The sequence below is a fragment of the Aliikangiella litoralis genome (genome assembly GCF_052495765.1).
In genome coordinates this window covers 2503312-2529060 of sequence record NZ_CP199292.1, presented here as the reverse complement: position 1 = coordinate 2529060, position 25749 = coordinate 2503312, and the positions used below count along the sequence as shown (strand labels likewise).

The 25749-nt window shown below is 36.0% G+C and carries 19 protein-coding genes; 8 read left to right on the top strand and 11 right to left on the bottom strand.

Translation table 11 applies throughout. The features are described 5' to 3' along the window. Nucleotides 1–10: 10 nt before the first annotated feature. Both ACT5E3_RS10410 and ACT5E3_RS10405 read right to left on the bottom strand, forming a co-directional pair. The gene (locus ACT5E3_RS10410; protein WP_444998242.1) at nt 11–1336 is read right to left on the bottom strand and encodes a saccharopine dehydrogenase C-terminal domain-containing protein; all 1326 of its coding nucleotides are present in this window, start codon (nt 1334–1336) and stop codon (nt 11–13) included. Nucleotides 1337–1568: 232 nt separating this feature from the next. Next, nucleotides 1569–2201 carry a chalcone isomerase family protein gene (locus ACT5E3_RS10405; protein ID WP_444998241.1) on the bottom strand — a complete coding sequence of 211 codons (633 nt, stop codon included), beginning with the start codon at nt 2199–2201 and terminating at the stop codon, nt 1569–1571. Between the two features lie 638 nt (nt 2202–2839). On the opposite strand from ACT5E3_RS10405, the gene ACT5E3_RS10400 reads away from it, so the two are divergent. Next, nucleotides 2840–4174 carry a TonB family protein gene (locus ACT5E3_RS10400; protein WP_444998240.1) on the top strand — a complete coding sequence of 445 codons (1335 nt, stop codon included), beginning with the start codon at nt 2840–2842 and terminating at the stop codon, nt 4172–4174. 57 nt (nt 4175–4231) lie between these two features. Here ACT5E3_RS10400 and ACT5E3_RS10395 read toward each other — a convergent pair whose 3' ends face one another. From ACT5E3_RS10395 to ACT5E3_RS10370, 6 genes are all read right to left on the bottom strand, one after another. Continuing rightward, nucleotides 4232–4999, bottom strand: a complete 768-nt coding sequence (locus ACT5E3_RS10395; RefSeq protein ID WP_444998239.1) for an MBL fold metallo-hydrolase — start codon at nt 4997–4999, stop codon at nt 4232–4234. A gap of 6 nt (nt 5000–5005) precedes the next feature. Further along, nucleotides 5006–6088: an outer membrane protein assembly factor BamC gene (gene bamC, locus ACT5E3_RS10390; RefSeq protein WP_444998238.1), complete on the bottom strand. Its 1083-nt coding sequence runs from the start codon at nt 6086–6088 to the stop codon at nt 5006–5008. 304 nt (nt 6089–6392) lie between these two features. Next, on the bottom strand, nt 6393–7010 hold the full coding sequence (locus ACT5E3_RS10385) for a tRNA-(ms[2]io[6]A)-hydroxylase (RefSeq protein ID WP_444998237.1): 618 nt from the start codon (nt 7008–7010) through the stop codon (nt 6393–6395). Nucleotides 7011–7193: 183 nt separating this feature from the next. Beyond that, on the bottom strand, nt 7194–9188 hold the full coding sequence (locus ACT5E3_RS10380) for a transglutaminase family protein (RefSeq protein ID WP_444998236.1): 1995 nt from the start codon (nt 9186–9188) through the stop codon (nt 7194–7196). After that, complete coding sequence (locus ACT5E3_RS10375) at nt 9188–10177, bottom strand: hypothetical protein (protein ID WP_444998235.1); 990 nt, start codon at nt 10175–10177, stop codon at nt 9188–9190. The genes ACT5E3_RS10380 and ACT5E3_RS10375 overlap by 1 nt, the downstream gene beginning before the upstream one ends. Nucleotides 10178–10182: 5 nt before the next feature. Further along, a complete protein-coding gene (locus ACT5E3_RS10370; protein ID WP_444998234.1) occupies nt 10183–11100 on the bottom strand; it encodes an AAA family ATPase in 918 nt (305 codons plus the stop codon). Between the two features lie 339 nt (nt 11101–11439). On the opposite strand from ACT5E3_RS10370, the gene ACT5E3_RS10365 reads away from it, so the two are divergent. Further along, nucleotides 11440–12216, top strand: a complete 777-nt coding sequence (locus tag ACT5E3_RS10365; protein ID WP_444998233.1) for a hypothetical protein — start codon at nt 11440–11442, stop codon at nt 12214–12216. A gap of 357 nt (nt 12217–12573) precedes the next feature. On the opposite strand, the gene ACT5E3_RS10360 is transcribed toward ACT5E3_RS10365, so the two are convergent. After that, complete coding sequence (locus tag ACT5E3_RS10360; protein WP_444998232.1) at nt 12574–13458, bottom strand: fructosamine kinase family protein; 885 nt, start codon at nt 13456–13458, stop codon at nt 12574–12576. Nucleotides 13459–13920: 462 nt separating this feature from the next. Here ACT5E3_RS10360 and creD point away from each other — a divergent pair, with 462 nt between their 5' ends. From creD to ACT5E3_RS10345, 3 genes are all read left to right on the top strand, one after another. After that, nucleotides 13921–15426: a cell envelope integrity protein CreD gene (creD, locus tag ACT5E3_RS10355; protein ID WP_444998231.1), complete on the top strand. Its 1506-nt coding sequence runs from the start codon at nt 13921–13923 to the stop codon at nt 15424–15426. A gap of 284 nt (nt 15427–15710) precedes the next feature. After that, nucleotides 15711–16283, top strand: a complete 573-nt coding sequence (locus ACT5E3_RS10350) for a DUF2799 domain-containing protein (protein ID WP_444998230.1) — start codon at nt 15711–15713, stop codon at nt 16281–16283. A 98-nt stretch (nt 16284–16381) separates the two neighbouring features. Beyond that, complete coding sequence (locus tag ACT5E3_RS10345) at nt 16382–16903, top strand: methylated-DNA--[protein]-cysteine S-methyltransferase (RefSeq protein WP_444998229.1); 522 nt, start codon at nt 16382–16384, stop codon at nt 16901–16903. A gap of 55 nt (nt 16904–16958) precedes the next feature. Here the strand turns inward: ACT5E3_RS10345 and ACT5E3_RS10340 are convergent, their stop codons facing one another. Then, on the bottom strand, nt 16959–17489 hold the full coding sequence (locus tag ACT5E3_RS10340; protein WP_444998228.1) for a hypothetical protein: 531 nt from the start codon (nt 17487–17489) through the stop codon (nt 16959–16961). A gap of 4 nt (nt 17490–17493) precedes the next feature. Then, a complete protein-coding gene (locus ACT5E3_RS10335; protein ID WP_444998227.1) occupies nt 17494–19941 on the bottom strand; it encodes an Ig-like domain-containing protein in 2448 nt (815 codons plus the stop codon). A 1095-nt stretch (nt 19942–21036) separates the two neighbouring features. Here ACT5E3_RS10335 and ACT5E3_RS10330 point away from each other — a divergent pair. From ACT5E3_RS10330 to ACT5E3_RS10320, 3 genes are all read left to right on the top strand, one after another. Then, nucleotides 21037–23694, top strand: coding sequence for a TonB-dependent receptor plug domain-containing protein (locus ACT5E3_RS10330; RefSeq protein ID WP_444998226.1), 2658 nt, complete (start codon nt 21037–21039; stop codon nt 23692–23694). Between the two features lie 197 nt (nt 23695–23891). Next, on the top strand, nt 23892–24824 hold the full coding sequence (locus tag ACT5E3_RS10325; RefSeq protein WP_444998225.1) for a GGDEF domain-containing protein: 933 nt from the start codon (nt 23892–23894) through the stop codon (nt 24822–24824). A 175-nt stretch (nt 24825–24999) separates the two neighbouring features. Then, a complete protein-coding gene (locus tag ACT5E3_RS10320) occupies nt 25000–25737 on the top strand; it encodes a sulfotransferase family protein (protein ID WP_444998224.1) in 738 nt (245 codons plus the stop codon). Nucleotides 25738–25749 lie beyond the last annotated feature (12 nt).

The following is a 25749-nucleotide window of genomic DNA, read 5'->3' as shown; positions in this document are numbered from 1 at the left end:
ACGGATAAAATTACAAGTGATTTAAAAAGCTTTCTTCACTTTGCCCTTGAATAATTTCTTCTTTCATTTTGATATTCAATTTTTCCAGCTCTAATAAAACAGGCTTATAAATATCATCAGTAACAGGAATACAAACCCCTTTCCTATTAATTGTTCCCGATAATATTAAATCAGCAGCAATTGCGGCAGGATAACCAACGGTTTTAGCCATAGCAGAAAAGCCACCAACTTCTCCTTTTTCAACCAATGTTGAACGATGAAAAACTTTATTTTGCTGCTTATCTTTCAAAATCAGTCGATGTTGCATGACGATCATATCTTGTTCATTTTGCTCATATTTTAGTTTTTCACACAATAAAGAACAAAATGCTTGAATAGGAGTATCAGCATTTAAAGGCTCCTCAGAAAAACAGCCTAACCAGGCAAAGTGCTCATTAATTTGAGGTTCAGCACTAAAATTATTTGCCAAGTCACTTTCACTCACACCACTTAAACGACTCATTAATTCGCGCCAGTTTACAGGTGCGTCTCCCGCGAAAGACTCACTTGACAATAGTCCTACTTTTTTAGCTGCATCAATAATAGGACCAAAACCTGCGTAGCGTAGCGTGCCTCTCAGCAACGTTTGTACTTCTGGAATTCTATACTCTTCACGATAACCAAGAGAATCACGATTTGCATAACCTTTTAACTCCATATCTTCAGTTAATGTCACATCTCTCATTGAAGCTAATAAATTATCACCATCGATCATCTTAGTTTCACCCTTTCTTAAATATTTAGCATCATTTGAAACGGCTGATAAAACAGCCATAGGTGACCAAGAGAATTTATACCCCAAAGGATTATTGTTAGCTTCTGGAGCAGGAATTCCACCACACCAAGAAACCAAAGCTTCGACCTCCAAACCTTTAGCATGCGCTTCATCAATCACCTGCATAGCCGTCATATGATCAATTCCAGGATCAACACCAATCTCATTTAAAATTGTAATACCAGCCTTTTTAGCTTCATCATTAAGTTGCCACATATCTTGGTGAGTATAACTGGCAGTCACTAATGACTTTTTCTGTGCCACACAAATTCTTGCAACAGCAACATGAAATTGAAAAGGCACAAAAGAAACTACTAAATCTGCATTTTTAACAAGTTCAGTTAGTTCATCATTATTAGTCACATCAACTTGCAATGGCTTAAGACCTTCACGTCCAGCAACAAGCTGTTCAGCTTCAGGTAAATATTGCGACCCCACTGTAATATGGTGTTTTTTTTGATGTAAGTATTCGACTAATGGGCCTGTAACGAAGCCAGCTCCAAGTAACAAAATGTTAGCCATTTTTTAAATTCTCGATTATTAATGAAGTAAGATTTAAAACTTAAATTTTAAAGAAAGTATCAACTAGTGATAGCTGTGATGGCGATAGAGCATAACGAGGATTCGATAGTGTGTAAACCGAAAAATAGAGCTGATGTACAAATAATATATGTACTGTATAAAAGTAAGGCAAAAAACCAAAAAACTTTTTTACCTTAGGTAATCAATAAAAAATCAGCTCAAAAAAGAGCAACTATAATGAAATAAATTTACGTTGTAGTTCAATTTGATAGTCGATGTCATTTTTTCCGACAATGCCAAGCTTAAAAGCTGAAGACGGAGGCCTTTCACCCACCCAAATATTGACTAACAAATTATATAAGCCGTGTGATAACTCAACTTCACCAATAGTTTTTCCATTTAAGATAACTCGTGTACCAAACGTATGGTGATAATCAAAACTAAGCACATCACCTTTTTTATAAGTTCCTTTGAAAAAACGCATAAACCGTGCTATTTGCGATTTTTGGGCATTTATTGCATCTCGTGTATTATTAATTCTTACATTTTCAGCTAATTTACGTTTAAAGCTTCTAGCAGAAATGCTTTTCGATGAAGCAAACCTAAACTCCATTCGCCTGGCGGCTTCAACAAAAAAGAAGTCGGCCGTTCCATCGTATTGTACATTCTCATCAAGGTAGAATGCCCCTACATAATAATCATCATTTAGCAGCTGGGTTAACCCGATGCCTACCATTTGAGCCGGCCTATCTATAATCGAGATTTTCTGTACAGCTAGCATTCTTTCATTTTCACTTTGCTCTTGAGCAAAGCAAGAAAAATTTAACACACAAAGAACTAATAAAAATAATTTTAAATACTTCACATTTCACCCCGACAATTATGTCAATTTATTTTTTATTATTATATAATCCAAACTCAAATATGTTTAAAATCAAAGCCTTATAAAAACAATTAAAAACACGACTATATCCAGCTTAAATGATTTAATAATGCAAACTTTCCAATATTAAACGAATATTTTGGCTGATATTTGGACACCAAACAAAACGAGTAAAAGCAAGTTAATAACGCTCTTTATCAAATGTCTATTATGGCTGATAGGTTAAATTTAGAATATTTAATGCTATTTAACAAGAACTTATGATAATTTATTGCGCAAATAGTGTAATATTCACGAAAATATTAGTGCATTCAGTTATAGTTGCTTGTATGCTTAGAAAGCTGTTAATAAATAGTGACTTTTTTCATCTAAAATCTAAGATTAATGAAATATTTAAAACTTTAGCTATTATTAAATATAGAAATTAAAAACCAAAATTAAATATAAAAATAATACAGTAACATCATGTATAAGAATTTGGTGTTATAAAGCTAAAAAGTGAGTGTCAAACTTACGTGGTTATTTTCGTATGCGGGCCCAATCAAAAAAATACGTTTTTAAGTGCTAGAAAGTAATAGCTTAATTATTAGTTAGTAAACTGTGTTTGCGGAGTTGTATAAATGTTCAATCAATACTTCAAATTAAAAAATCCAATAACCTTATTATTCGCCTTTTCATTTATTTTTATTGGGGTTGTTTCACAATCTAAAGCCAACATAACAGCCCAGTTATCTAACAACGATAATTTAAAATTAATGGGAATTGGTGTTTTTCAAGAATTACGTAATGATATTTATGTCGGTGCCTTATTTGGTCCTCAATCAATCAACAACCCAGATGAATTGAAAGATGACAATGTTGCCAAAAGAATGTCAATTAAGTTCTTGTCTGGTTACTCAAATAGAAAACTAGCCAGACATTGGAAAGAAAGAATGGCAATGAATAATTCGAGAAGTCAGTGGCAGCCCTTCACTCGAGAAATTGTTGGCTTTTCAAAACTGTTTAAACGAGCTTTACAAGCAGGTGATGAAATCAATATCGATTATATACCTGGCGTAGGTACACAGGTTTATTTAAACTCTACACTTTTTACGACCATTGAGAAACCAGAGTTCGCTCGCATATTATTGAATGTCTGGTTAGGTAATATTCCTCCTACAAAAGCATTCAAAAAAAGTATTAGAGGACAGGATGATAGCAACACCAAAAATGGATATATCGCTCAATACGAGGGCCTTCAAGCCATAAAAGGCCGCTTTGATGACGACTTGGTTGATGATACAAAAGTAGCTCAAGCTGATGAGCCCCCAAAAGAGTCTGCTGAAGAAACAAAGAAAGCATCTACAAAAGTAGCAAAAGTAGACACCAAGAAAAAAGAAACAAAAAAGCAAACGCCTAAGAAGAAACCACCAGTAAAAAAAGAAGCCAAAGCTAGTACGCCTCCAGCCCAAAAAGCAACCCCAACGAATAATAAAAAAACTGAAGTTAAGCAAACACCCAAAACAGCTAAACCAGACATAAAACCTGATATTAAATTACAATCTAATATTGCAGAAACGACACCTAAAACAAGTAACAAGCCTAAAGCCAAAACAGAACCTAAAAAAGTCGCCTCTATTGAAAAAAAACCACCGCCACCTATTGAGGAAGACTTTTTTGATGCCGATCTAATTACTGGTTCTTATACGCGAGACTTAATAAACTCCATAAGGCGTTATCAAGAATATCCACGAAAAGCTCTAGTGGATCGAAAAGAAGGGGATGTTACTGCTAAAGTAACAATCAATAGTGAGGGAGAAATCATTGATATTGAATTAACTGAGCGTTCAGGTTCGCGAATATTAGACCGTGCGGTTGGCCGTATAATCAAGAAAGCGGCCCCCTTTCAGGCAATTCCTAAAGAGTTAAAACAAAAAGAATTTGTATTTGACGTGCCAATATCGTTTCAGCTTTAATTAACTGGAATACAGGGTAAAGAAAGCCATTTCTTTACCCTTTTTTAAAAATAGCAATTAAATACAGAGCCAATCAAAGCCAATAGGCTGCTCAGCTAGTAAAAACTGAGTGTTATCACCTAAATTTAATTCAGCAACAACTTTATTAACAATATCAGGGCAATTATTTTCCTCACTCAAATGCATCGCAACTAAATATTGGAGCTTAGATAATTGAATATGGCGAAGAAACTCTGCCGCTTGCTCATTATTTAAGTGGCCAAAACTACCAGAAACTCTCGCCTTTAAAGAAGCAGGGTAGCGCCCTTGCATTAAACGTTTTTTATCATGATTAAACTCAAGCAATAAGATATCACAGCTTGCAAAACAAGATTGCACATAAGGAGTAATGTGACCCAAATCGGTCAATATGCCGACTCGTTTATCATTAGCCTGAAAAACAAATTGGCAAGCTTCTCTTGAGTCATGCGGAACTGCGACAGGCATGACTTTAAAATCACCCAAAATAAACTCAGTGTGACTGTTAAATAAATTTAAACTTTTAATTTTGGCGGCTCTAGGGTGGAGACTAGTACCTGGACTCATCCATACAGGCAATTGATATTTGTTAGCAAAAGCAGGTACGCCATTAAAATGATCGCTGTGTTCATGTGTTACTAAAACAGCTGAAACTTGCTTAGCTGAAACAGAGCGAGAAACTAAGCGCTGCTCCAGCTCCTTGCACGAAAAGCCACTATCCACCAACAATAAAGTTTCATTATACTCAACTAAAGTAGCATTCCCTTTACTGCCAGAACCTAGTGAACAAACCCGTAGTTTAGCCAATTTATTCTAACGCTTATCACCAAACAATTTATTTAAATCAGGATATAGTTTAACCATTGTATCTGATGTCAGTGGTGCCCCCTGCCCGTCTCTAAAGACAATGGCTGTGAGTTCTCCTAACTGACGTAATGTTACTTGATAATCGCCTGTTTCAAGTGGCAATGGTTTTTCTTCAGAATCAAATAAAGATGCAAAAAAGCCAGGTTCTTCAAATTCATAAGCTACAAAATAAGTCATTAAACGACGGTCTCTATCATTAATGTCAAAATTAAGCGCTTCTAATACTTTAGGCAACTTATCCCAAACCAACTCCATATCAGCAGAAGTCACTAATGCCGCATTATCATCATCATCTTTAGCCATTTTTACTTTAAAACCAGCTATCACACTCGATTTAGCTTTTCTATCTCTCTCAATAACCGCTTTATCATAACTAGAAATAATTAAGTTCAGCATTTCGGCAGAGTCTTGCCAAAAACTCGGATATGACTCCCATTTATCAGTGTCATCATTAAAACTTTCAGCAGCAATCCTTTCTACCTCTATTTGTTTTTCACCTTTTAAAACACCTTCTGTTAACTTAATTCTATACTTAGCACGAAAGTCATCAACCTCGTCAGCCCCCGCCAGGCCTAGCCATATACCTCTTTTATCTAGAGCAACCCAATCTGTTTCAAGAACATAATTAGCTTTATCGGCTAATTGCAAAGCAATCTCGCTATTTTTGAACATATCAATAATGGTTTGCCATACAAAGTTAGCATCTTCAGTAATAAATATTGCAGGGTTTTCTGATTCCTTATTAGAACGAACATTATCTAATACAGCCAAAATCTGTATCGGTGCTACCACTTTAAGATCTTTACCTATCGGGGCTGACTTAGCCTTTTCCCCAATTGCAGGGACCGCAGTGTAGTCAATATTGTTTTTGTGTTTAAGTGGTTCAGGGATCTCAAGTGTTTTAGTTTGATCTGCTTTTATATATTCAAAGGAGTTATCTTTTACCAATCCATCTTCACTGTAAAATATGCTACAAGCAGATAGCATACAGGCAATTATAAAAAGACAGACTTTCTTAATGATGTTCAAATTAATACTCCAATTACCAATCAATTGCACTTGAGTTAAGTGCTTCTTTAATTATTACTTACGATTGTTATTCAAGCTGAGTTAATAACAGCAGGATATATTCTAATAATATCCATACAAAACCAATACTTATTTTTCCCCCGCTCAACCAATTGCGCCTTATACAGGCATGGCGTATAGCGGGCTGCTATGTTACTTGTAGGTGAAACGCAACTCAAGCAAAATGATCGACAGACTCTAACCGCTTGTATGACCATATTACCAAGCTTAGGTTCAATCAAACAAACCATGCAGCTAGACCAACTTAACCTCTATTGGCCGGTACACCACTATGAAAGCGAAAAACATCGTCTTCTCCCAGTATCAACTTTGCTTCTTCTTGTAGCAACAGCTCAACACGCTGATTAATGTCAGTTGCAGAATATTTCTCAGCCAAAATCAGGTAATCTTCAAAATGACGTGATTCTGATTTAAGTAGATAGCGGTAGTATTTTGCTAACTCTGGTTCTATTTCATCGAGCAAAGGCGCTAGACTAGCAAAACGCTCACATGAACGAGCCTCAATAATTCCACCAATGATACAAAAATCGACTAATTTATCAGGCTCATTGTCACGAGCTAGCTTTCTTAGCTTTCCAGCGTATCGTGAAGGCGTGAGTATAGTATAAGCAATACCACGTTCCTTAATTTTTTCAAACACTTGTTCAAAATGTAGGATTTCTTCTCTCGCTAATTGTGCCATCTTTTCTTGAAGCTCTGTTCTAGAAGGATACTTAAACATAAGACTTAAAGCAGTAGAAGCTGCTTTTTTCTCACATTTAGCATGGTCAATCAGTAATATATCGATATGCTGAACCGCATAATCGAGCCACGCTTTTGGGGTTTCACAATGAAGAAAGTTTAGAACCGGAGAAATATCCATCAGAATCTTTGCTAATTACAAATAAAGCCGCGATTATAGGGGATTTTACCGCTTTTATCGAGGTTTATACTGCTCAACTAGCAGTCGTATTTTTTAGCTATCTTATTGATATAGTGGTTGCATTCAAAACAACCTTTCTAACTCAGCCACAAACTCAATGTTGCCTCAGTAAACTTCAACTTCTCAAATTTTTAATTGTCGGAACCTGCGTAATAAACGATTAGTCGCTTGGAGAGAAGGTTCTTGCTGAACATATTGTAGCTGAATATAATCCTCCAATACCGCAATAATCGGCTGATAAAATATTGCATCTTTAGTCTGCAATAACTGTTTTAATTGTTGCGGCCCCATACTGACATCATAATCGACAACCTTTTTTTGTGATAATTTTTGCTGAACTTTAATATAACTACGGGCTAGAGGCTTAAGTATTGAACGTTGACGTAATGTTCGAACTCCAACAAAGCCAATAAACACAAAGACGCCAATTAACATACCAATAATAAGCTGACGGTTTGTAATAGAAGAAATCCCCCAATTAGCAAACAGCTGACGTTGACGTTGGCTGTTATAATCAAGAATCCACTCATTCCAATTGCTATTCATCTGATCGGCCCAATAATCAAATTGCTTAAACCAGCTAATATCATCTAATTCAACCACATCAAAGGCATCAAATAGGCTTTCTCGCTGGCGGTATTCATTAAGAAGTGACTGCTCGACTCTGGTTGAAGCAATAGCACTTGTTGGATCAACTCTAATCCAGCCTTTATCTTGAATCCAAACTTCAGTCCAGGCATGAGCATTGGCATATCTAACAATCCAATAATCTGTCAAAGTATTTTTATCGCCACCTTGATAACCAATCACAACTCTGGCGGGAATACCTGCGGCACGAGCTAAATAAACCAAAGCGCCAGCATAATGCTCACAGAAGCCACTTCTTTTATCAAACCAGAAACTATCGACAGTATCTTCATCCATAATAGGTGGCTGTAGTGTGTAAAAATAAGGTTGTTGATTAATTTGCAGCAACAGTTGGTGAATATAAGACCAATCAGACTCATTCATTTGCCTTTGTTCTTGTGCCCACTGACGAGAGCGTTCATTACCACTACTGGGTATTTGCGTGTAGAAACGTTTTTGTAAATCAGTCAGCGTTTGGTCAATTATTAAACCTGGTGCTGATTCGATAGAGTATCTCATCCGATCAACAACGCGATAGCGAGTACGAGTTGTATAATCTTTTTTAAGCTCTCCACGTTTGGGTATTGTAACTGGTCTATCAAGTGTTACTAAATAGTCTTGCTGAGTAGGCTCTAACGTAATTGAATATTGATAAATTTCAACATCATCTGATATTGGTTCTTTATTGGTTAACTCTCGTGTCTCTGCTCTTGTCCAACTAATGCCATCAAATTCATCAAGCGTTAAAACCCGCCAATAAAAGTCAGACTCTTGAGGCATTTCCTTTTCAAATTTAACTCTAAAAGCAACTTCATCTAACAGTTGCAAACCGCTGATTTCTCCAGGACTCATACTGTCAGAAATACCACTAACAGAGCTAGATGAGCCTGGCATACGCCAAATAGGTCCACTAAACCGAGGAAAAAAGATAAATAAAATAATCATAACCGGAATAGCTAACAGTAAATAACCACTCAACTCTTTAAGTACATTAGCAAAATTCTTTTTAAATAAAGCTTGGTTGTCGACACTCTGAAGTATTAAAAAACCATTTAAAATCAATAAAATAGGGACAAACTGATAAACTGCAATAATGGGGCTTTGTGAGAAAAGAAAAGCGGTTACCAGCATGAAAAAACCAAAGCTTAATAGCAAATTAGCATCTCTAACAGCTTTCACTTCTAATATTTTCAAACCATACATTGCAGTAATTAGCGCAATGCCAGCATCTTTCCCGGTAAATTGTTTAAATACAATTAATACCCCTCCAATAGCTAAAATAGTGATCGCTACCTTTAACCAACGTGAAATAGCCAATGAACGACGAGTTGAGTATAGAACTAACAAAGCAGCAGCCGTATTTAATAAAGCAATCCAGATAGGTACAAAAAAATACAATGGCAACAATACACTTTGCTGTGCAATCAGCATCGCTTCTATAGGCAGCTTTCTTGTCTGCATGAGCTCTTGTGAAATCGCTGAATTAAGCATTAACCTTTTTTATCATCTTGTTGTTTCCCGTAAAGCGCTAGCGCTTTTAAACATTTTTTACAATGCTCTTCTCCATCATCAAACTCGAAATATTGATTAGGTAGTTTCATTGAGTAACTTAATTGCTGGTTAGCCGCTTCTGTAACCATATAAGTTAAATAAGACAATCTTTTTTCAACCTCTTCCCCAGGAAAGTCATCCCAGCAAAAACAGAGCTGTCGAGACTGATAATCAGTAAACTCACGCACAAACATCCCCCGCTCTCTAGCATATGCCTTCCAATCGACCCTACTTAGTGGCTCACCTTCTTGATAGGGTTTTAACCCATAAAGATCATCAACCCCCTTACTCTTATTACCTTCTTCATTGTCGTCTTCACCTGAAGTCCTGCTGGATAAAACAGGCTCTAGTGGCTGAGGATATACCAAAATAGACTTATCAAGTCCAAAATATGCCCAAGTTCTCATCCAGCCAAAAGGGAACTGGCTAGAAGCAAGCAATCTTGGAACTGGATACCAACCACGTTGGGCAACTCCAACATCCAATTTAACCTTGCTATAACCTGTTACAGGGACATTAACGAATAATAAATTGTCATAATTAGTGCCCACCCCTATCGAATAATGCTCTCGACCACTGTAACTTCTTAAACTCAACCATAAACTTATAGGTTGTCCTGCATAAGTTTCTTCGTTTGCTGATAAAGCAAACTCAATACCTTGCAAATTTCTAAAGGTAAATACGATACAAACCAATCCTATTCCAACCAATAAGAAAGTCAGTAAAAATGCCAGGTTATTTTGGTAATTCGTTGACCCAATCATCATTAAAAGGAAAATAGCAAGCAACAAGTAGCCAACTTTAGTTGGCCAAATATAAGTCGAACGTTGATTAAAACGAATGCTCGCTCCCACAGGCATTCGATTACTGAAAAAGTTTTTAAACACTAATTTAATTGGTCTAAACAATGTATTTGACGAAACTGACAACCTACTTACCTCGGAATAGCAGTAGAACGAAGTAAAGCTTCAACAGGAGATTCTGTAGCGACATCATTTACATTTTGTGTCATCAACCGATGCCCAACCACAGGCGACCAAACCGCTTGAACATCTTCAGGTAGTACAAAGTCTCTACCATCAAGAAATGCCCAAGCCTTCGCAGCTTTCAATAAAGCTAAACCTCCTCTAGGAGATATTCCATGAGACCAGCTACTACTATTTCGAGTAGCGGCAACCAAGGCTTGCAAATAATCTAATAGGGTTTCAGAAGTATTAATATCTGCAACACTTTGTTGAAAGTCGATTAGTTTTTGAGCATTAAGCACAGGCTGCAAATCTGCAATTTGATTCCTTGTTTCTTGTCCCTTGAACAACAATCTTTCCACTTCAGGTTCAGGATAACCGAGCGAAACTCTGATCAAAAATCGATCAAGTTGTGACTCAGGTAACGGATAAGTGCCTATTTGGTGAAATGGATTTTGAGTTGCGATCACAAAAAATGGCTCAGGCAAAGCTCGGCTAACACCTTCTGAAGTCACTTGATATTCTTCCATTGCTTCTAATAGTGCGCTTTGAGATTTTGGCGTTGCTCGATTGACCTCATCAGCTAATATCACCTGAGTAAAAATAGGCCCTTGATGAAATTTAAAAGTTTCTTCACTACGTTGATAAATTGCAGAACCAGTAATGTCAGCAGGTAATAAATCACTGGTAAATTGAATACGCTGGAAATCAAGCCCTAACACTTGGGCTAATGCATGCGCCAAAGTGGTTTTGCCCATTCCAGGCAAATCTTCTATAAGCAAATGTCCTTTAGCTAATAGGCATACTAACGCAAGTTTAATTTGATGTTCTTTACCTAAAATAATCTCATTAAGCTGATTAACTACCTGATTGAGTTGATGCTGCATTATATAAACTACCACTTAAGTTTTGTCGTTATTAAACCTGAATTAAAAGTATTGAGGTTATTTAAGAATATCTCACCAAGAATGGTTGATGAAGGAACAGAAAGCAAGATGCTATTTAAGAAATTCGTCACATTTTATTTCAACTGATAAATAATTCTCGCTTTATCACAATATGTATGATTAGACATAACCAACAGGATAACAATCCTCGTACAACTTGAAAGTGCATAATTCAGAAAAAAATAATGAGATACTATCGCTATAGTTCAACAGCTCTTGTTAAAGTGTATACCGTATTAAGGTAAACAAGAAACGTACACTTACTTTGAGGGTTTAAACATGTATAGATACTTAAGTTTAGTAGCGTTATTTTTTACTCAGTCAATATTAGCGAGTGAAACAAGTTCAACTTTATCGCCTAAACAAACAATCAGCTCACCACAACTGTTCTTTGAGCCGAAAAATTTAAAAAAAACCAATGCGTTTTCCCATCAGTACGACATTACAATTAATGAAGAAGCCAAACAATTATTAGGAGCCTACATAAAAGATCTGTTTTTATCCAAAAAAGCAACGCAAGCTGGCCCACGTATGAGTCGTGTTGGTTTTGAGCGACATGAAAGCATCCAGTTACCTATTGATTTTAATTTTTCTGAGGGTAATGTTTTAGCGGTTGACACCCAAATATTGAGTATTAGCAAAGTCAATGGCAGCCAAATCGTTGATGGCAAGGTTATTGATAAAAAGTCTCAAAATACTTACATTGTGGAATTTGATACAGGTAAAGGTTCGGGGTCAATTGGTTTTGCCGATGTTTTTCATATGGATGTACAGGCAGGTCGGTATATCTATGTCATCCAACAAAATCCACAATCCAAAGCTCAATACACACTTCATGTTTCGGATTTAGAAGCTTACTATCAGGATATGAAAGAAAACCCTGAAAAATATCCGGAAGAAGAATACGATCAGATTGAGCCTACTGAAACGGAAGCCGAACTTAAAGCGCGTATTAAACGATTAAGGGAACATACCAGAAAAAACGCCGAGAAAATAGCAGTAAAAATAATTATGACAAAGCTGTTGAAGATATCAAGAAAAGAGCCAACCAACTAGATAGTAAAAACGCTGAACTGCCGAGTTAATCAAATTTTAAATCAACTTAATGATGCGATTCATGGATTGTGAACCATTATGTCATCTAAACATTGATACGATTTTGCTTACAGTAATATTGGGAAACGCATTAATACATCAGCTTGTGGCTCTTATATTCCATACCTTGGTGCAAAAGCCTTTTCTAATACGCACAATAGAAACTTATTCGTCGATGGTTGCTTACTTTGCTCAACATATTCGTTAGTGATTTCAACTATATAAAATAAACCTCGGCGGCCTTACCTCTGAGCAAGATATAAACTTGCAGCTCATACATCTTTAGATAAAACACTTATAACATCAGTCACTCAACAGTCAAAACGATTTTAATAAACTATGAATACAGGAAAGAGACTGATTAATATATCCACCGCCAAAAATATTCGCATGGTTAAGCAAGTGATATAAATTATACAGTGGTTTTCTTCGGCTATAACCTGAGTCAATTTTAAAAATGTCATGATAAGCAGAGAAAAAAGACTCGCCTGGTGAACCAAAGAGTTCCATCATTGCAAGTTCAGCTTCATGATCTGCATAGTAGCAGGCAGGATCATAAATAACTGGAAAGCCATTTTCGTCAAAAGCATAATTACCGCTCCAAAGATCACCGTGAATAAAAGAGGCTTGCGGACAATAATCATCAAAAAAATGAGGTATTAATCCAATTAACTCACTTCCACTTTTCAATAAACGATTAGGTACACCTTTGTTTGTTAGTAATTGAAGCTGATACTTTAATCGATGCTCAGCAAAAAAATAAACCCAATCAGTTTCCCAAGTATTAGTTTGAGGCGTTAAACCGATAAAGTTATCTTGTTGAAAACCAAACTGCTCCCTAGTCGTTAAATGCAAATTAGCCAATGCCTTTGCCAGCAATTTAACATCGCCGTTCCTTCGCAACTCTAAATATTCTAATATCAAATATTGATACTGCTCAAAGCTTCCCTCACAAATAACCTTTGGAGTTCTAATAACAGCTGTCTCAGCAATCGAGTTTAATCCGAAGGCTTCAGCTTTAAATAGCGCTTTAGCATTGTGCTCGCTTAACTTTAAAAAATACTTTTTATTATGTGTCTCTATCAAAAATGACTGACAAATATCACCACCTGCAACGGCTGATATCCGTTTAATTTTTGTTTGCTTATCAGTACAGGTACTAATTTGTGTCGCTAAATGCTGAATTATGTTTTCGGGTAACACCGATTTAACCTATTTATCTTAGGGCGTGTTGCTCTTTCGTTCTTTGAGATTGCCGAAGCTATTTTTTTGTCCAGCAAGGCAAAAGGTGTACCATGTAGTCATTCTACAGGTTCAGCTTTTAACGCAGCAGGGCGGAAAAACAGCTCGGCCCTGCGGGTTGTGGCTAAAATTTTGTCACTCTTTGTTGGTCACTAAACCACGCTCCGCGAGCCTCGATTGACAAAATTTTAGCCGCAACAATCTCAAAGAACGAAAGAGCAACACGCCCTAGTTATACTAAAATTTAACTTGTCATTATTTTGCCATAATCTCGCCATTATTTTTACTATTTCTCTCGTCATATTGCCCGGTTTAACCGTTTTAATAAATCCGTAAAAACATTAATGGCCGTTAATCAGTTGCAATGCAGTTAACACGCCGTCACTCATAACTAATAAGTAATGACACAACTCGGGAAATATTATGTTTGAAATATTTGCGGTACTTATCGCTTTAGCTTTATTACTACTTATTGGCTTAGGTGCTTTAGTATTGGTTAAAAAACTATTCGGTCATTCATTTGGCATTTTAAATGCTTCTCAATCACTAGAAAATGATCAAGCTTCTCAAGCCTCTTCACCATCATATCTCTCAATGGGAAAAAAATTACCGTCACTACTTAAAGGTATTGGTATTGGCGTATTAGGTTTAGTTAGTCTCAGCATTTTGGGGTTACTTGAAGGAATAACCGATGAACGTGGTCAACTATATACCAATGTAACCAATGAAGTTGGCGACACTTGGGGAAACAGTCAGATTATCTCAGGACCTGCGCTGGTGATACCTTTCAGCTATGAGGTCGTAGATACTAAAACCTACAAATCAGACAATGGCGAAGAAAAGATCAGACAAGTACACCGAACGGTGCACGATAAAATGATTATTTTACCGGAGCAACTCAACGTTGATATAAACCTCGATTATGACTTTCGTTATCGCGGTATTTATCAAGCGATGGTTTACAATGCTCAATTAAAAGGACAAGCGCACTTTTCAAAAATAGCATTTAAAGATAAATCAATTACACATATTCATTACAAAGATAGTTACCTGAGCTTTGGCGTATCTGACAACAAAGCCATACAGAAAGTCACTCAGTTTGCACTCAACAATAAACCGTTAAAACTTAATTCTGGAACAAATCTGAATAATGTCGGTATATCATCTGGCTTCCATGCCCCCATCACCTTGAACCAATCGAGTGATAATTTATCGATTAGTTTTTCAGTTGACTTTCGGGGCTCTAAAAGTATTTCAGTACTTCCCCTGGCAGAAGATACTTTATTAACAGTATCATCCAATTGGCAACACCCAAGCTTTCATGGAATGCTACCAACCTCAAGAAAAGTAACAGAAAAAGGTTTTACCGCTAAATGGGAACTCAGCCATCTGGCGAGAAACTACCCACAAAGATTTAGAACCAGTAATGAGCTTTCATTATATGAAGTGTCGGCCAAAACGATGCTTTTTGAGCCAATAACTCACTACAGTAAAGTGAAACGTTCAGTCAAATATGGCATTTTATTTATTTGTTTAACCTTTTTGGCCTTGTTTGTATTTGACTTGAAAAAACAGGTTAACTTTAGCCTGATTCAATATTGCTTAGTCGGCGCTTCATTAAGCTTATTTTATCTCCTACTACTCTCCTTATCCGAACATATAGGCTTTTTAGGTGCATACCTTATCGCCGCTTTAACCGCAATACTATCTATTACCAGTTATGTTGGCATTGCAGCAAAAAGCCGAAAAAGCGCATTGCTTATGGCAGGACTGCTAAGTTCGCTGTATAGCGTACTTTATTCTATTCTTCAGTTAGAGCAGTTTGCACTATTAACAGGTACGCTATTTTTAATCCTCATCATGCTGACATTAATGTACACTACTCGGCATTTAGCAAAACCGGATAATTCTTATAGTACAAATAAGTGATTAGAGTTCATATCAATTTACTTTAAATTAGCTCTTTCGCCGCTACTTAGCGGCGCTTTTTATAGTATTGGACACAGAAATAGTATTAAACGTAACAATACCCTTTCTAACAAATACATTTTTACCACTATAATTGTATTATCGATTTTAATTACTCAGGTAACACAGGCCACCACAACCACTCATTTCCAACTCAATAGCTCATTTCCAATTATTGGCGACTATTGGTATGATAAAATAAGTTTGTCTAACATTTAGCATTAATTATCAGGGATATTCTACGAATGATAAAAAAATACTTTCTTGCAGTTTTAGTAAACCTTTTAGTTATTTTTTACTTAATTTCACTCACGGGATGTGCTTCTATGTCAGAAGCAGAGTGCCATACCGCAGATTGGTATCAGTCGGGCTTTAACGACGGATTATCAGCTAGAGGAGAAAAAATTGATCAGCACTATAGTGCCTGTAGCGAGTACCAAATAAGCGTTGATCAAAAACAATATCGAAATGGTTATCGTGACGGATTACGTCGCTATTGTACACCTGTTAATGGTTGGAATAGAGGCTACCGTGTATCAACTTACTCTAACTTTTGCGCTCAAGATTTAGAAAAAAAATTTTTAACGGCTTATAGCGCAGGAAAAAAATACAAATATTTAATCAATGATATTAATCGATTAAACCAAGAAAAAATAAAACTAGAAGAGCTCGTTGTTAGCGACGATAAAGGATTAACTAAAGATGAAAAATTAAGCTACCTGCATGATATTAGTGAACTTGACAAACAGCTCGAATACTTGAATCAAGAAGAAAGAAAGCAACGAACAAAAGCAGAAAGAAAGGGATGGATTTTGTAACCTTAACAAAAATGATACATGATTAAAGAAACTTGATAATTATTCTCTCTTTTGGAAAATAAGAAGTACTTTTACATAACCACTGGAATGATTAAATCATGACAAACGCAACTAATTACACCGCGGTTTATGAAAGTCCAGTTGGATTAATTGGTATTGTATCTGATGAAAACTACTTGTATAAAACAACCTTCTTGGCAATCCAAGACTATAGCGGCGAAAAAAAAGCTCCCACTAACACAATAGCTCACTCAACTTGCCAACAATTGGATACCTACTTTAAAGGCAACCTGACTCAATTTGATTTACCATTACATATTGACGGAACTAACTTTCGTAAAAAGATATGGCAAATTATGCTCGATATTCCTTATGGCCAGACAAAAAGCTATGGTCAGATAGCCAAAGAAATTAATAGTAGTCCTCGAGCAGTAGGAGCTGCCTGTGGTCACAATCACTTACCTGTTATTATTCCCTGCCACCGAATTATAGGAAGCCAAGGCTTAGGCGGTTTCGCTCATTTTGTGGAAGGCAAAGCAATTAACATGAAACACTGGTTACTTAAGCATGAAGGGGCATTAGCTAAGGAAGACGCAATTCAACAAAGTTTATTTGATTAGCTGATAACTATTTTAAGCTTCAACCTAAAAAGTTAAAGCTTAAAAATAGATTTTATTAATTAACTTTCAATAATAAATACTTAATTTCGTGACCAGACCTTTCATCAGAGTAATGTTTCGGTTGTTGAGCTACTTTAAACTCTTCAACCCAAAGTTGATACTCTGTATCTTCAATCAAAAAACTAACCGTTGTTCTTAGCTTTATAGCCAGAGACTGCTTTGGTAATTGCAAAGAAAGCTGTTGAGTCTGAGAATCAAAAATAACTGGTACGCGAATACTTTTATCATGATGCACTACCGATATAAAAGGAATATGCTCATGTTGTTTCACTCCTCTCCAAGCGCCACTTTGTTTGATCACATAACGAGTTATTGGACCTGACGGAAGCAATCTTTGAGACTTTTCAATCGAACAAGAATTACAATTAGCAATCTCACTTTTATCCCAATTAACAGGCTGATTGAAATAAACCAGCTTTCCCGAGTCAATAAGCCAATCAACTTTTGGGGTAGCAGGCATATCAGCTGCTTGCTGACATGCCATTAATACAAAAGTTGTCGCTATTAATAATAGCTGCTTTAACATATGATTATTTAATGCTCCTTAACCTATCAAAAAAGTCTTTGCTAGGTGCAGTTTCATAAATAAGCTCTTGTTTATCATTACTCAAAATTTCTCTTCGAGCTGGGAGTGAAGACTTAGATTGTAGCGAGCTATTTTTAGTTTCAGGGCCACTGTTAACACCGCTCCAATAACGAGTAAAACGTAACTCAACAATATCATCCCACTCATTAACATCATTCAGCACGCCAGCATTGTTACCGTCATTGTTAACATCTAAATTAACTAAGGTTTCAGCATCATTACCATTACAGTTAAAATCAACTGCAACAGAACCTGTACGGCCTAAACCTTTAGTTTCATCAACTGAAGCTTCGTTAATTGCTGCGCCACCACCTGATGAATAATCCATTTTAAAATCAGCAGTAGCAACCGATGGCGCAAAAGTTAAAGTGTTACCCGCTAGATTACAATTTAAGTTATCCCAGAAAAAACGTCTGTAATAACGATCCCCTTCTCGATCACCAATAGTGGGTAATCCATTTAACTGATACATGTAGTTCATAATACTTAAATGATTCGGCTTCCAATTAGTATTTTCATTACCACCATGAAGAATACCTAAATTATGCCCCAACTCATGCATAATTGTTGATGCTTGCATATTAATAGTGGTATTGGCAGCCGCTTCAGTTTCCATACTAAACCCCCAATTACCCATGGTTACAATTAAATCATTACCATAAATTTCAGCCACACCCGAAGAACCACCAGAACCATCTGCATTTTGGCTACTTGCCATTAACAAATAATGAAATATTGAGCGTCGTCTAATATCAAAATTCATAATTTTATGATCTAGAACGCTGGGTGAAGCTTCAGTTGACGCAAATGTAGTTTGAGCATAAAAGTCAACCTGATTACCACCACCTAAATCAAAATCAGCTGCCGATAATCCATCTTGTTGATGGAATAAATCACCAACATCCAAATGCATGGCGTAACCTTTTGCCGCAAAAACATCAACAACCTTTTGTAGACCTGCTTTGTGGGGGGTTACACCAGGATCTTCACTTTCCATATAATCAATTTCTATAAAGATATCTTTTACTCCTGCTCGGGCGCCCCAATCATACAAGGGCAATCCTGCAAAGGTTGAACCTTCGACTTCAGCACAATCAGGAATACCATCTTCGTCTGCATCTGTGTCACAAGCAGTCACATCATTATCACCACCAGGTGTTGCATAAAGTGCATAAGTCCAATCAGTAGCAGCATTGGTATCTGTATGGCTAAGAGAACGCACTAAGCTAACACCTAAATCCCAAGTCATTTGAGGAGCAGCATCATCACCAACCCAATGCTCTGCATTAGTAGGGACCTGGGTCTCAGTTCCAAAACGAATAAAATCAACCGTTTCAGTTCCTGCTGCATTCATTAACTCAACAAAACCATCAACAAACCATCTAGGACGAATATTGTCATTAGGGTGACCGATTAGTGCAAATTGCGATGACTCCTTACTAATAACTTGCCATGAGCCAGTGCTATGACGGCCTTGAAGAATTGCGTAGTTACCAGGTTCAAGCATAATTGAAGAAATTGGAAAATTTCTTATTCCCATGTAAGCATATCCATCTTCATTGTTTATACTATGAGACTTCAATGTATAGTTAGAAAGATCAACCGCTTGTGATGTCCCATTATAAACTTCAATCCAACGATTATCGTCAGCCCAATAGGAAGAAGAAACCTCAGTAATCCTCAAGTCAGCAGCTTCTGTCATAAATCCACCAACAACTGCTTCAACAGCGGCTGTTCCACTAAAGTTATGTGCATCATTAGTTACTTTTACTTGATAATTTTTTTCATTCATCAATGCATTAGCAAAAGTTAGCACAAATGTTTTATTATCTGCCTGCAGGGTAATGTCTGCGAAAGCTTCACAAGTGGTAAAATCATCAGCAGAGACTTGTATACCACCATTACACCCAGTATCAGCCGCATCATAATTAAGCGACAACATAAAATCATCAAAAGCCACTGTGATATCACTCGTTGTAGATACTCTGACAGCATTGGTGGCAGGAAGGTTTGAAGTCACCATAGGGCTAGTGGTATCAACAATATTAATAGTAACAGTACCATTAGCTGTCAGTTTTCCATCAGATGCAGAAAAACTAACAGAGTCTGTCATTCTACTATCTGTGTTCGGTGTATAACGATAGGTATGAGAGTTACCATCAATTGTCTCCAGAGTTCCATACATAGGCTGTTGAGTCAGCGCATAAGTAATAGAATCACCATCAGGATCACTGGCTTGCAGAGTAAAATCAACTGAGCTATTGATTTCAGCAGAAACAGTATTAGATGATGGCTCCGGGGCTTTATTTCTATCCCCGCCGCATGCAGATATGGCTAGCAAACCAGCGACTGCAAGATAATTATAAATTTTAAAGTTACTCTGTTTTTTCATTCTATATTTCCTTTATTTTCGAACCAACTGTGTGCAATATTATTTTTTCAGCGTCAATATATAACTTTTCGCGATAAAAACAACCGTAAATAATCACTGCTTCTATACCCAACTTGTAATAGCTAATACCTATAAAGGCTTTATTTTTAATTCCAAAGCCATTATTTTGTTATTTATCAACAATTTAGTATTACATTTATTCAATGAGAGACAAGACAACAACTCTTATGGTCTAGATATGCCAATTTCTTATATTGCAAAAGTTTAGTACATATCACCCCACATTTTTTAATATTTCATCCTTAAATCACTTTTTAAGTTGAACAATCCCCCCCACCAATATGGTCATACAAAATCTATTTATGTAATGAATATCAAAACGGACTTAGGGGATTACACTTAAAAGCTTATTGATGCTAATCAATAAAAACAGATTACTTAAGCTGAACCAGTTTTTTTGCTGAAAAAAAACATCTAATTGAGCTCATTATTCTTTCCATCAATTATTTTTATAAACAGAAAAACCAGGTAAAAAAAACCTCATAAAAACCATACTTACACATCACGAACACATAACAACCAAGAAACCACCCAGAAACATCTTAGATACACCATAAATTCAACATAAAATAAATATTTTTGACAAAAACGTTATAACAAATACTTATAACTTTTTTATAAAAAAAACACAACCAACAACAAAAAACTAAAAATTAAATTTATTATAAACATAAAAAAACCGCAACAACAAAAACACAACAAAAACAACACAATCAGTTGTTTTAATTGAACTTTTAACAATAAAACAAAAAACAAAATCAACTATTAAAAACATTAAATACAAAGCAAATCGATGCTTTTTATGAATACACTGATTCACAAAAAGAATACCAAAAGACATAACAATTTATACACTTTCGAAATATCAACTTCAGATAAAAAACACTCTATGCTAGAGTAAAATTCGATTGTATCAATTGGCTATAAAAAACAATCATTTTTCATCATATATTAGCCCTTATTTTTATAAAACAACTTTACCAAATGGACACATATATTTTTTATAATAATATGATTTACTAGAGGTATAAAATCATGAAACTTAAACCATTAGTTAGATCTTTAAGTCTAACTCTATCCGCCTCTCTTGCTTACAGTACAGCAATGATTGTTTCTGCTGCTGAGACAACTGAAGCAGATGATGAGCAAAGTAATCGCGTCACTATTGTCGGTTCACGAATCAAACGAGTCGACGCAGAAGGTTCAACGCCTGTTGTTGAAATATCCGCTGAAGATATCAGTTTATCTGGTGCTAACACAGTAGCTGAAGCCCTTCAACGTTCCACATTTAACTCCTTTGGTGCAGCGGGCGGTGGAGCCAATAGTGGCTGGTCATCACAGCAAACTGTTAACTTACGTGGCGCAGGAATCAATCATACCTTGGTATTATTAGATGGTCGCAGAATGGGGAAATCTGCTGTACTCAATGGTGGAGCAGTCAATATGAATGCGATTCCGGCCAGTGCAATTGAAAAAATTGAAATATTATCAGCTGGCGCATCTGCCGTTTATGGTTCTGATGCAATGGCAGGCGTTATCAATGTCGTTTTAAAGAAAGACTATGAAGGACTTCAAGTTAGCTTTTCAAAAGAATTTGACAGCGGAGAATACGCTGGCGGCCTATCTGATAACATCAGTATTAATGGCGGGATCAGTGGAGAAAAAGGTAATTTAACATTTAGTTTGGAACATAGAGAGAGAGGTGCAGTTTTTCAGCGTGATAGAGATTATTTGCAACCTCTAACCAGTTCAAATTCAAGAAATATGCAAGATGCCTCTAATAACTGGCTATTACAATCTTATACAGAAAGCCCAGCCGATTGTCAGCAGGCTTATGACGCTCCAGATAAAGGTATTGTTGCATTTTTTAATCTAGAAGGTTCACCTATTTGCGAGTTTGAATACTCCAAATTAGCAGGACAATATTCGGCAATTAAAGGTGACTCTGCGATGTTTAACTTCAACTATGATGTTAATGATTCGTTAGTATTCACAGCTCGCTCAATGATTACTCAAACCCAAACTCAAGACGTTTCAGCACCCTCCTTTGGTTGGTTTGAATTTGATAGCCCTTTACCAGCTACTCATTATAACGGTATTGCAATGAATGCGATTGAAGCCGGTGATTGGGGTAACTATCGTTTATGGCAGAATGGTAACCGAGTGAGTGATCAGCAAGATACCCAAGCCGACATGCTATTTGGTTTTGATGGAACCACTGAACACTTCGATTGGAATGCCAGTTATTTGTACGCTCGTTCTACACGTAATGCATTTGGTACTGGTTTCGCTAATACCAGTGCATTAAGAACCGGTAGCTGGGTAAATGACACAACTCATCCTGACTTTGTCGGCTTAGATGCTAATGGCTATGCAGTTGATGCTAATGGATATGGTTTAGGCTATGTTGATGGCTGGGATCCAAGAGATCCGAACTCACTACCACCAGCCGCATCAAAAGCTAACTTTGATCGTAAAGATGAGTATGTATCAGAAGAATTTTCTCTTGGAATTACCATTCCAATTATGGAAATGGATGGTGGCGATGCACAAATTCACACCGGCTTAACTCACGAAGACCAATCATTTACAGGGTTAGTTGATGGACAGGCTGATGCTGGCGTCACTTCCGGAGGTTATGGTTCAAGTATTGGCAACCACGACAGAAATGTTAAAGCTTTTTTTGTAGAGGCCTACTTTCCTTTCTCTGAAGGTATTGAGCTCAATGTTGCAGGCCGACATGATGACTATTCTGACTTTGGTACTACAACCAACTTTATGGCAAGCGCAATCTGGCGTCCATCCGATAGTCTTATTGTAAGAGCTAACTTTGGTGAAGGTTTTCTTGCGCCAGACTCTCGTCAGCAATACGCCCAAAGAAGTGAAAACTGGTACAACATTAATGATGCTCTATCGGGTGATGCAAGTATTGAAAGAAAACACTTCGATTATGGCAATGAAAGTTTAAAACCAGAAGAGTCCGTTAGCTGGGGAATTGGCGCTTCATGGGATGTCACTGAAAATGTAGGGATTAGCATCGATTATATTTCGCTACAAATTGATAACAAATTTTATCAAATGAACGGCAGTGATATGACTCGATTCTATGCTGAAGAAGAAGAAAAACCAGCAAGTGAAAGGCGAGAAATTTGGGATGTTTATGATGTTGGTAATTTATATCGCGAAACAGTTGCAACACCAATCGATCCAGATTATACCAGTCGTGGCGCCATCCATAATCCATTAATAAACTTTGGTGAGGATCATAATGAGTTTATCGATATACGTGTCGATCTACATTACGATGACTTTAAAGCTAATTTCATTTGGTCACATATGCTAACCAATGAAGTTGAATCTTTTCTTGGTCGAAATGATGAAGCAGGCTGGTTAGGTAAGCCAGAAGATAAAATCAACATGGATTTATCCTATCAAATGGATGAACATGCAATTAATTGGACATCTTGGTTTACCTCATCACAAGCATCAATTTTTGATAATCATGTGAATTCACATATGGAGCATAATATTACTTATACTTATGATTCTCCTTGGAAAGTTCGCTTTGCTGTTGGTGTACGGAATATCACCGATGAAAAACCTGAGTTTGTTGATGATACAACGAGTTTTAATGGTAGCTTATACAGCGTGCTAGGAAGACGAATTGTATTCTCAGCAACAATCGATCTATAACAAAAACTTCTTCTTTCTCCTAAGCCGTCGTTACTGGCGGCTCTTTTTTAAAATCAAACATGAATAACACTATGGATTTATCATACCAAAAGCATAAATTCTATTACCTATCAAAGCTTTATTACTAATAATTTTCTTTAAATAATAACTATCTATTCTATACTTAATATTATTGAAAAGTACAAAGCTCTACAACAATGTCAAAAACTAGGCTCGAAGACATAAAAAATGCAGGAATAAAGTCAAGAAATGCAATGGCTTGGCTGAGAGATCATCAACTTCCGGCAGAACCAATCTGTTATACCATTGCTTATGAATACTTATTTACTGACAGCAACTCACTTAAAGCAGAAATCGATAAACTCGATCTTACATCGGAAGATTATCGAAAAAAACTAGATGATGTCTTTAAAAATAGTATTATGAGTAAACAAAATCAAAAGTTAGGCATGTTTGGAGATCATGATGACAAGTATGTTTGTGAAATATTAAACTTACTTATCAATAATTACGATAATAAGAAAGATATATCTAGTGCTGTTAATCAGCTAAAAGATATGATGAATATTGTTAATTCAAAACAAGACTCTGACTTCGATAATGAACACCCTGAAGAAAACTACTTAGTTATACGAGATAAAAGCTCAATAGATGAACTCACCTCTGCCTTAGATCTCAATGGTTTAAAAAGAACCCTTGCTGAAGCTGCACAAGTCGATGAGCTGTTCCCTATGTCCGTTATACGAATTGACATTGATAAGTTTAAACATATCAATGATACGAATGGCAGTTTTATGGGAGATAATGTTTTAAAACATTTAGCAAAACTATTTAAACGTTCAACTAAAGGTGGAGATATAGTTTCACGTTTAGAAGAAGATGAATTTATTATTGTTTTACCAAAAACACCATTAAAAAATGGAATAGTCGTCGCAGAAAATTTACGTAAAAAAGTAATGGCACTCAGTCTAAAAAAGAAAGGGAATACTAATGTTGTTAAACTCACTGTTTCTGCTGGAGTTTCTCAATATAATAAAGACTCAGACTTTGAAGAGATATTACAAAAGTGTAAAATAGCACTCAATCGTTCAAAAGACTTAGGTAGAAATAGTGTCAATAGTGATCAATAACAACTAATTTTTTATTTATTAATAATAAACGTCTAAATAACACACAAATAAAGTATTATTCTTTAACTCATTCCAATATAAAAATGACTATTTAATGACAGATGAAGATCTGTCAATTTAATTTAATAATTCAAAACTAAAATGGTTACTATAATACGGCAACTCTAGTAATCATATGGTTTCCAACAAATTTAAGTGTATTTTTGTACATGTACCCAAAACTGCTGGACAAAGTATAGAGCTATTCTTTTTAAAGCAACACAATCTATCTTGGGCTGAAAAAGATCAGTTGTTATTAAATAAAAATACAGATCCAGGCTTAGGCCCTTCTCGCCTAGCACACATGAAAGCTAACGAATATCATGAGTGTGGACACATAACAAAACAATCCTTTGATCAATACTTTAAGTTTGCTTTTGTTAGAAATCCTTGGGAAAGATTAGTTTCAGAATATCTTCACAAAAAAATAGATCGACACTTTTCTCTTAAAGAGTTTGTCTTTCAGGCTTTACCAGAAAAAAATGACTTTAACGACAATTATCGGCATATTATTCCACAGTCAGAATATTTATTTGATCAAAATGGCCAACAGCTTGTTAATTTTATTGGTCGCTTTGAAAACTTAAGTAGTGATTTTAATTACATATGTCAACAACTTAATATTAACAATCCCACCTTACCACATAGAAATTCATCACATTCAATAAGACGGTTATTATTACGTAAATTCCGTCACCTTTTTTCTAATACTAATCGAATCAAAAAACATTATTCACAATATTATGATGAAGAGCTCTATGATCATGTAGGAAAAATTTATGCAGAAGATATAAGGCGTTTTAACTATCAATTTAATTGCCAACCTTCAAGCCCTATAAAAATGACAGAGCGCTTTATTCTTCAAGATAGCTAACTAACTATTTAT

What these genes read in the sequence shown, in the direction of transcription:
- ACT5E3_RS10410 (WP_444998242.1), bottom strand. Translation starts at nt 1,336, where the DNA reads ATGGCTAACATTTTGTTACTTGGAGCTGGCTTCGTTACAGGCCCATTA.
- ACT5E3_RS10400 (WP_444998240.1), top strand. Translation starts at nt 2,840, where the DNA reads ATGTTCAATCAATACTTCAAATTAAAAAATCCAATAACCTTATTATTC.
- ACT5E3_RS10385 (WP_444998237.1), bottom strand. Translation starts at nt 7,010, where the DNA reads ATGGATATTTCTCCGGTTCTAAACTTTCTTCATTGTGAAACCCCAAAA.
- ACT5E3_RS10380 (WP_444998236.1), bottom strand. Translation starts at nt 9,188, where the DNA reads ATGCTTAATTCAGCGATTTCACAAGAGCTCATGCAGACAAGAAAGCTG.
- ACT5E3_RS10370 (WP_444998234.1), bottom strand. Translation starts at nt 11,100, where the DNA reads ATGCAGCATCAACTCAATCAGGTAGTTAATCAGCTTAATGAGATTATT.
- ACT5E3_RS10365 (WP_444998233.1), top strand. Translation starts at nt 11,440, where the DNA reads ATGTATAGATACTTAAGTTTAGTAGCGTTATTTTTTACTCAGTCAATA.
- creD (WP_444998231.1), top strand. Translation starts at nt 13,921, where the DNA reads ATGTTTGAAATATTTGCGGTACTTATCGCTTTAGCTTTATTACTACTT.
- ACT5E3_RS10350 (WP_444998230.1), top strand. Translation starts at nt 15,711, where the DNA reads ATGATAAAAAAATACTTTCTTGCAGTTTTAGTAAACCTTTTAGTTATT.
- ACT5E3_RS10345 (WP_444998229.1), top strand. Translation starts at nt 16,382, where the DNA reads ATGACAAACGCAACTAATTACACCGCGGTTTATGAAAGTCCAGTTGGA.
- ACT5E3_RS10340 (WP_444998228.1), bottom strand. Translation starts at nt 17,489, where the DNA reads ATGTTAAAGCAGCTATTATTAATAGCGACAACTTTTGTATTAATGGCA.
- ACT5E3_RS10335 (WP_444998227.1), bottom strand. Translation starts at nt 19,941, where the DNA reads ATGAAAAAACAGAGTAACTTTAAAATTTATAATTATCTTGCAGTCGCT.
- ACT5E3_RS10330 (WP_444998226.1), top strand. Translation starts at nt 21,037, where the DNA reads ATGAAACTTAAACCATTAGTTAGATCTTTAAGTCTAACTCTATCCGCC.
- ACT5E3_RS10325 (WP_444998225.1), top strand. Translation starts at nt 23,892, where the DNA reads ATGTCAAAAACTAGGCTCGAAGACATAAAAAATGCAGGAATAAAGTCA.
- ACT5E3_RS10320 (WP_444998224.1), top strand. Translation starts at nt 25,000, where the DNA reads ATGGTTTCCAACAAATTTAAGTGTATTTTTGTACATGTACCCAAAACT.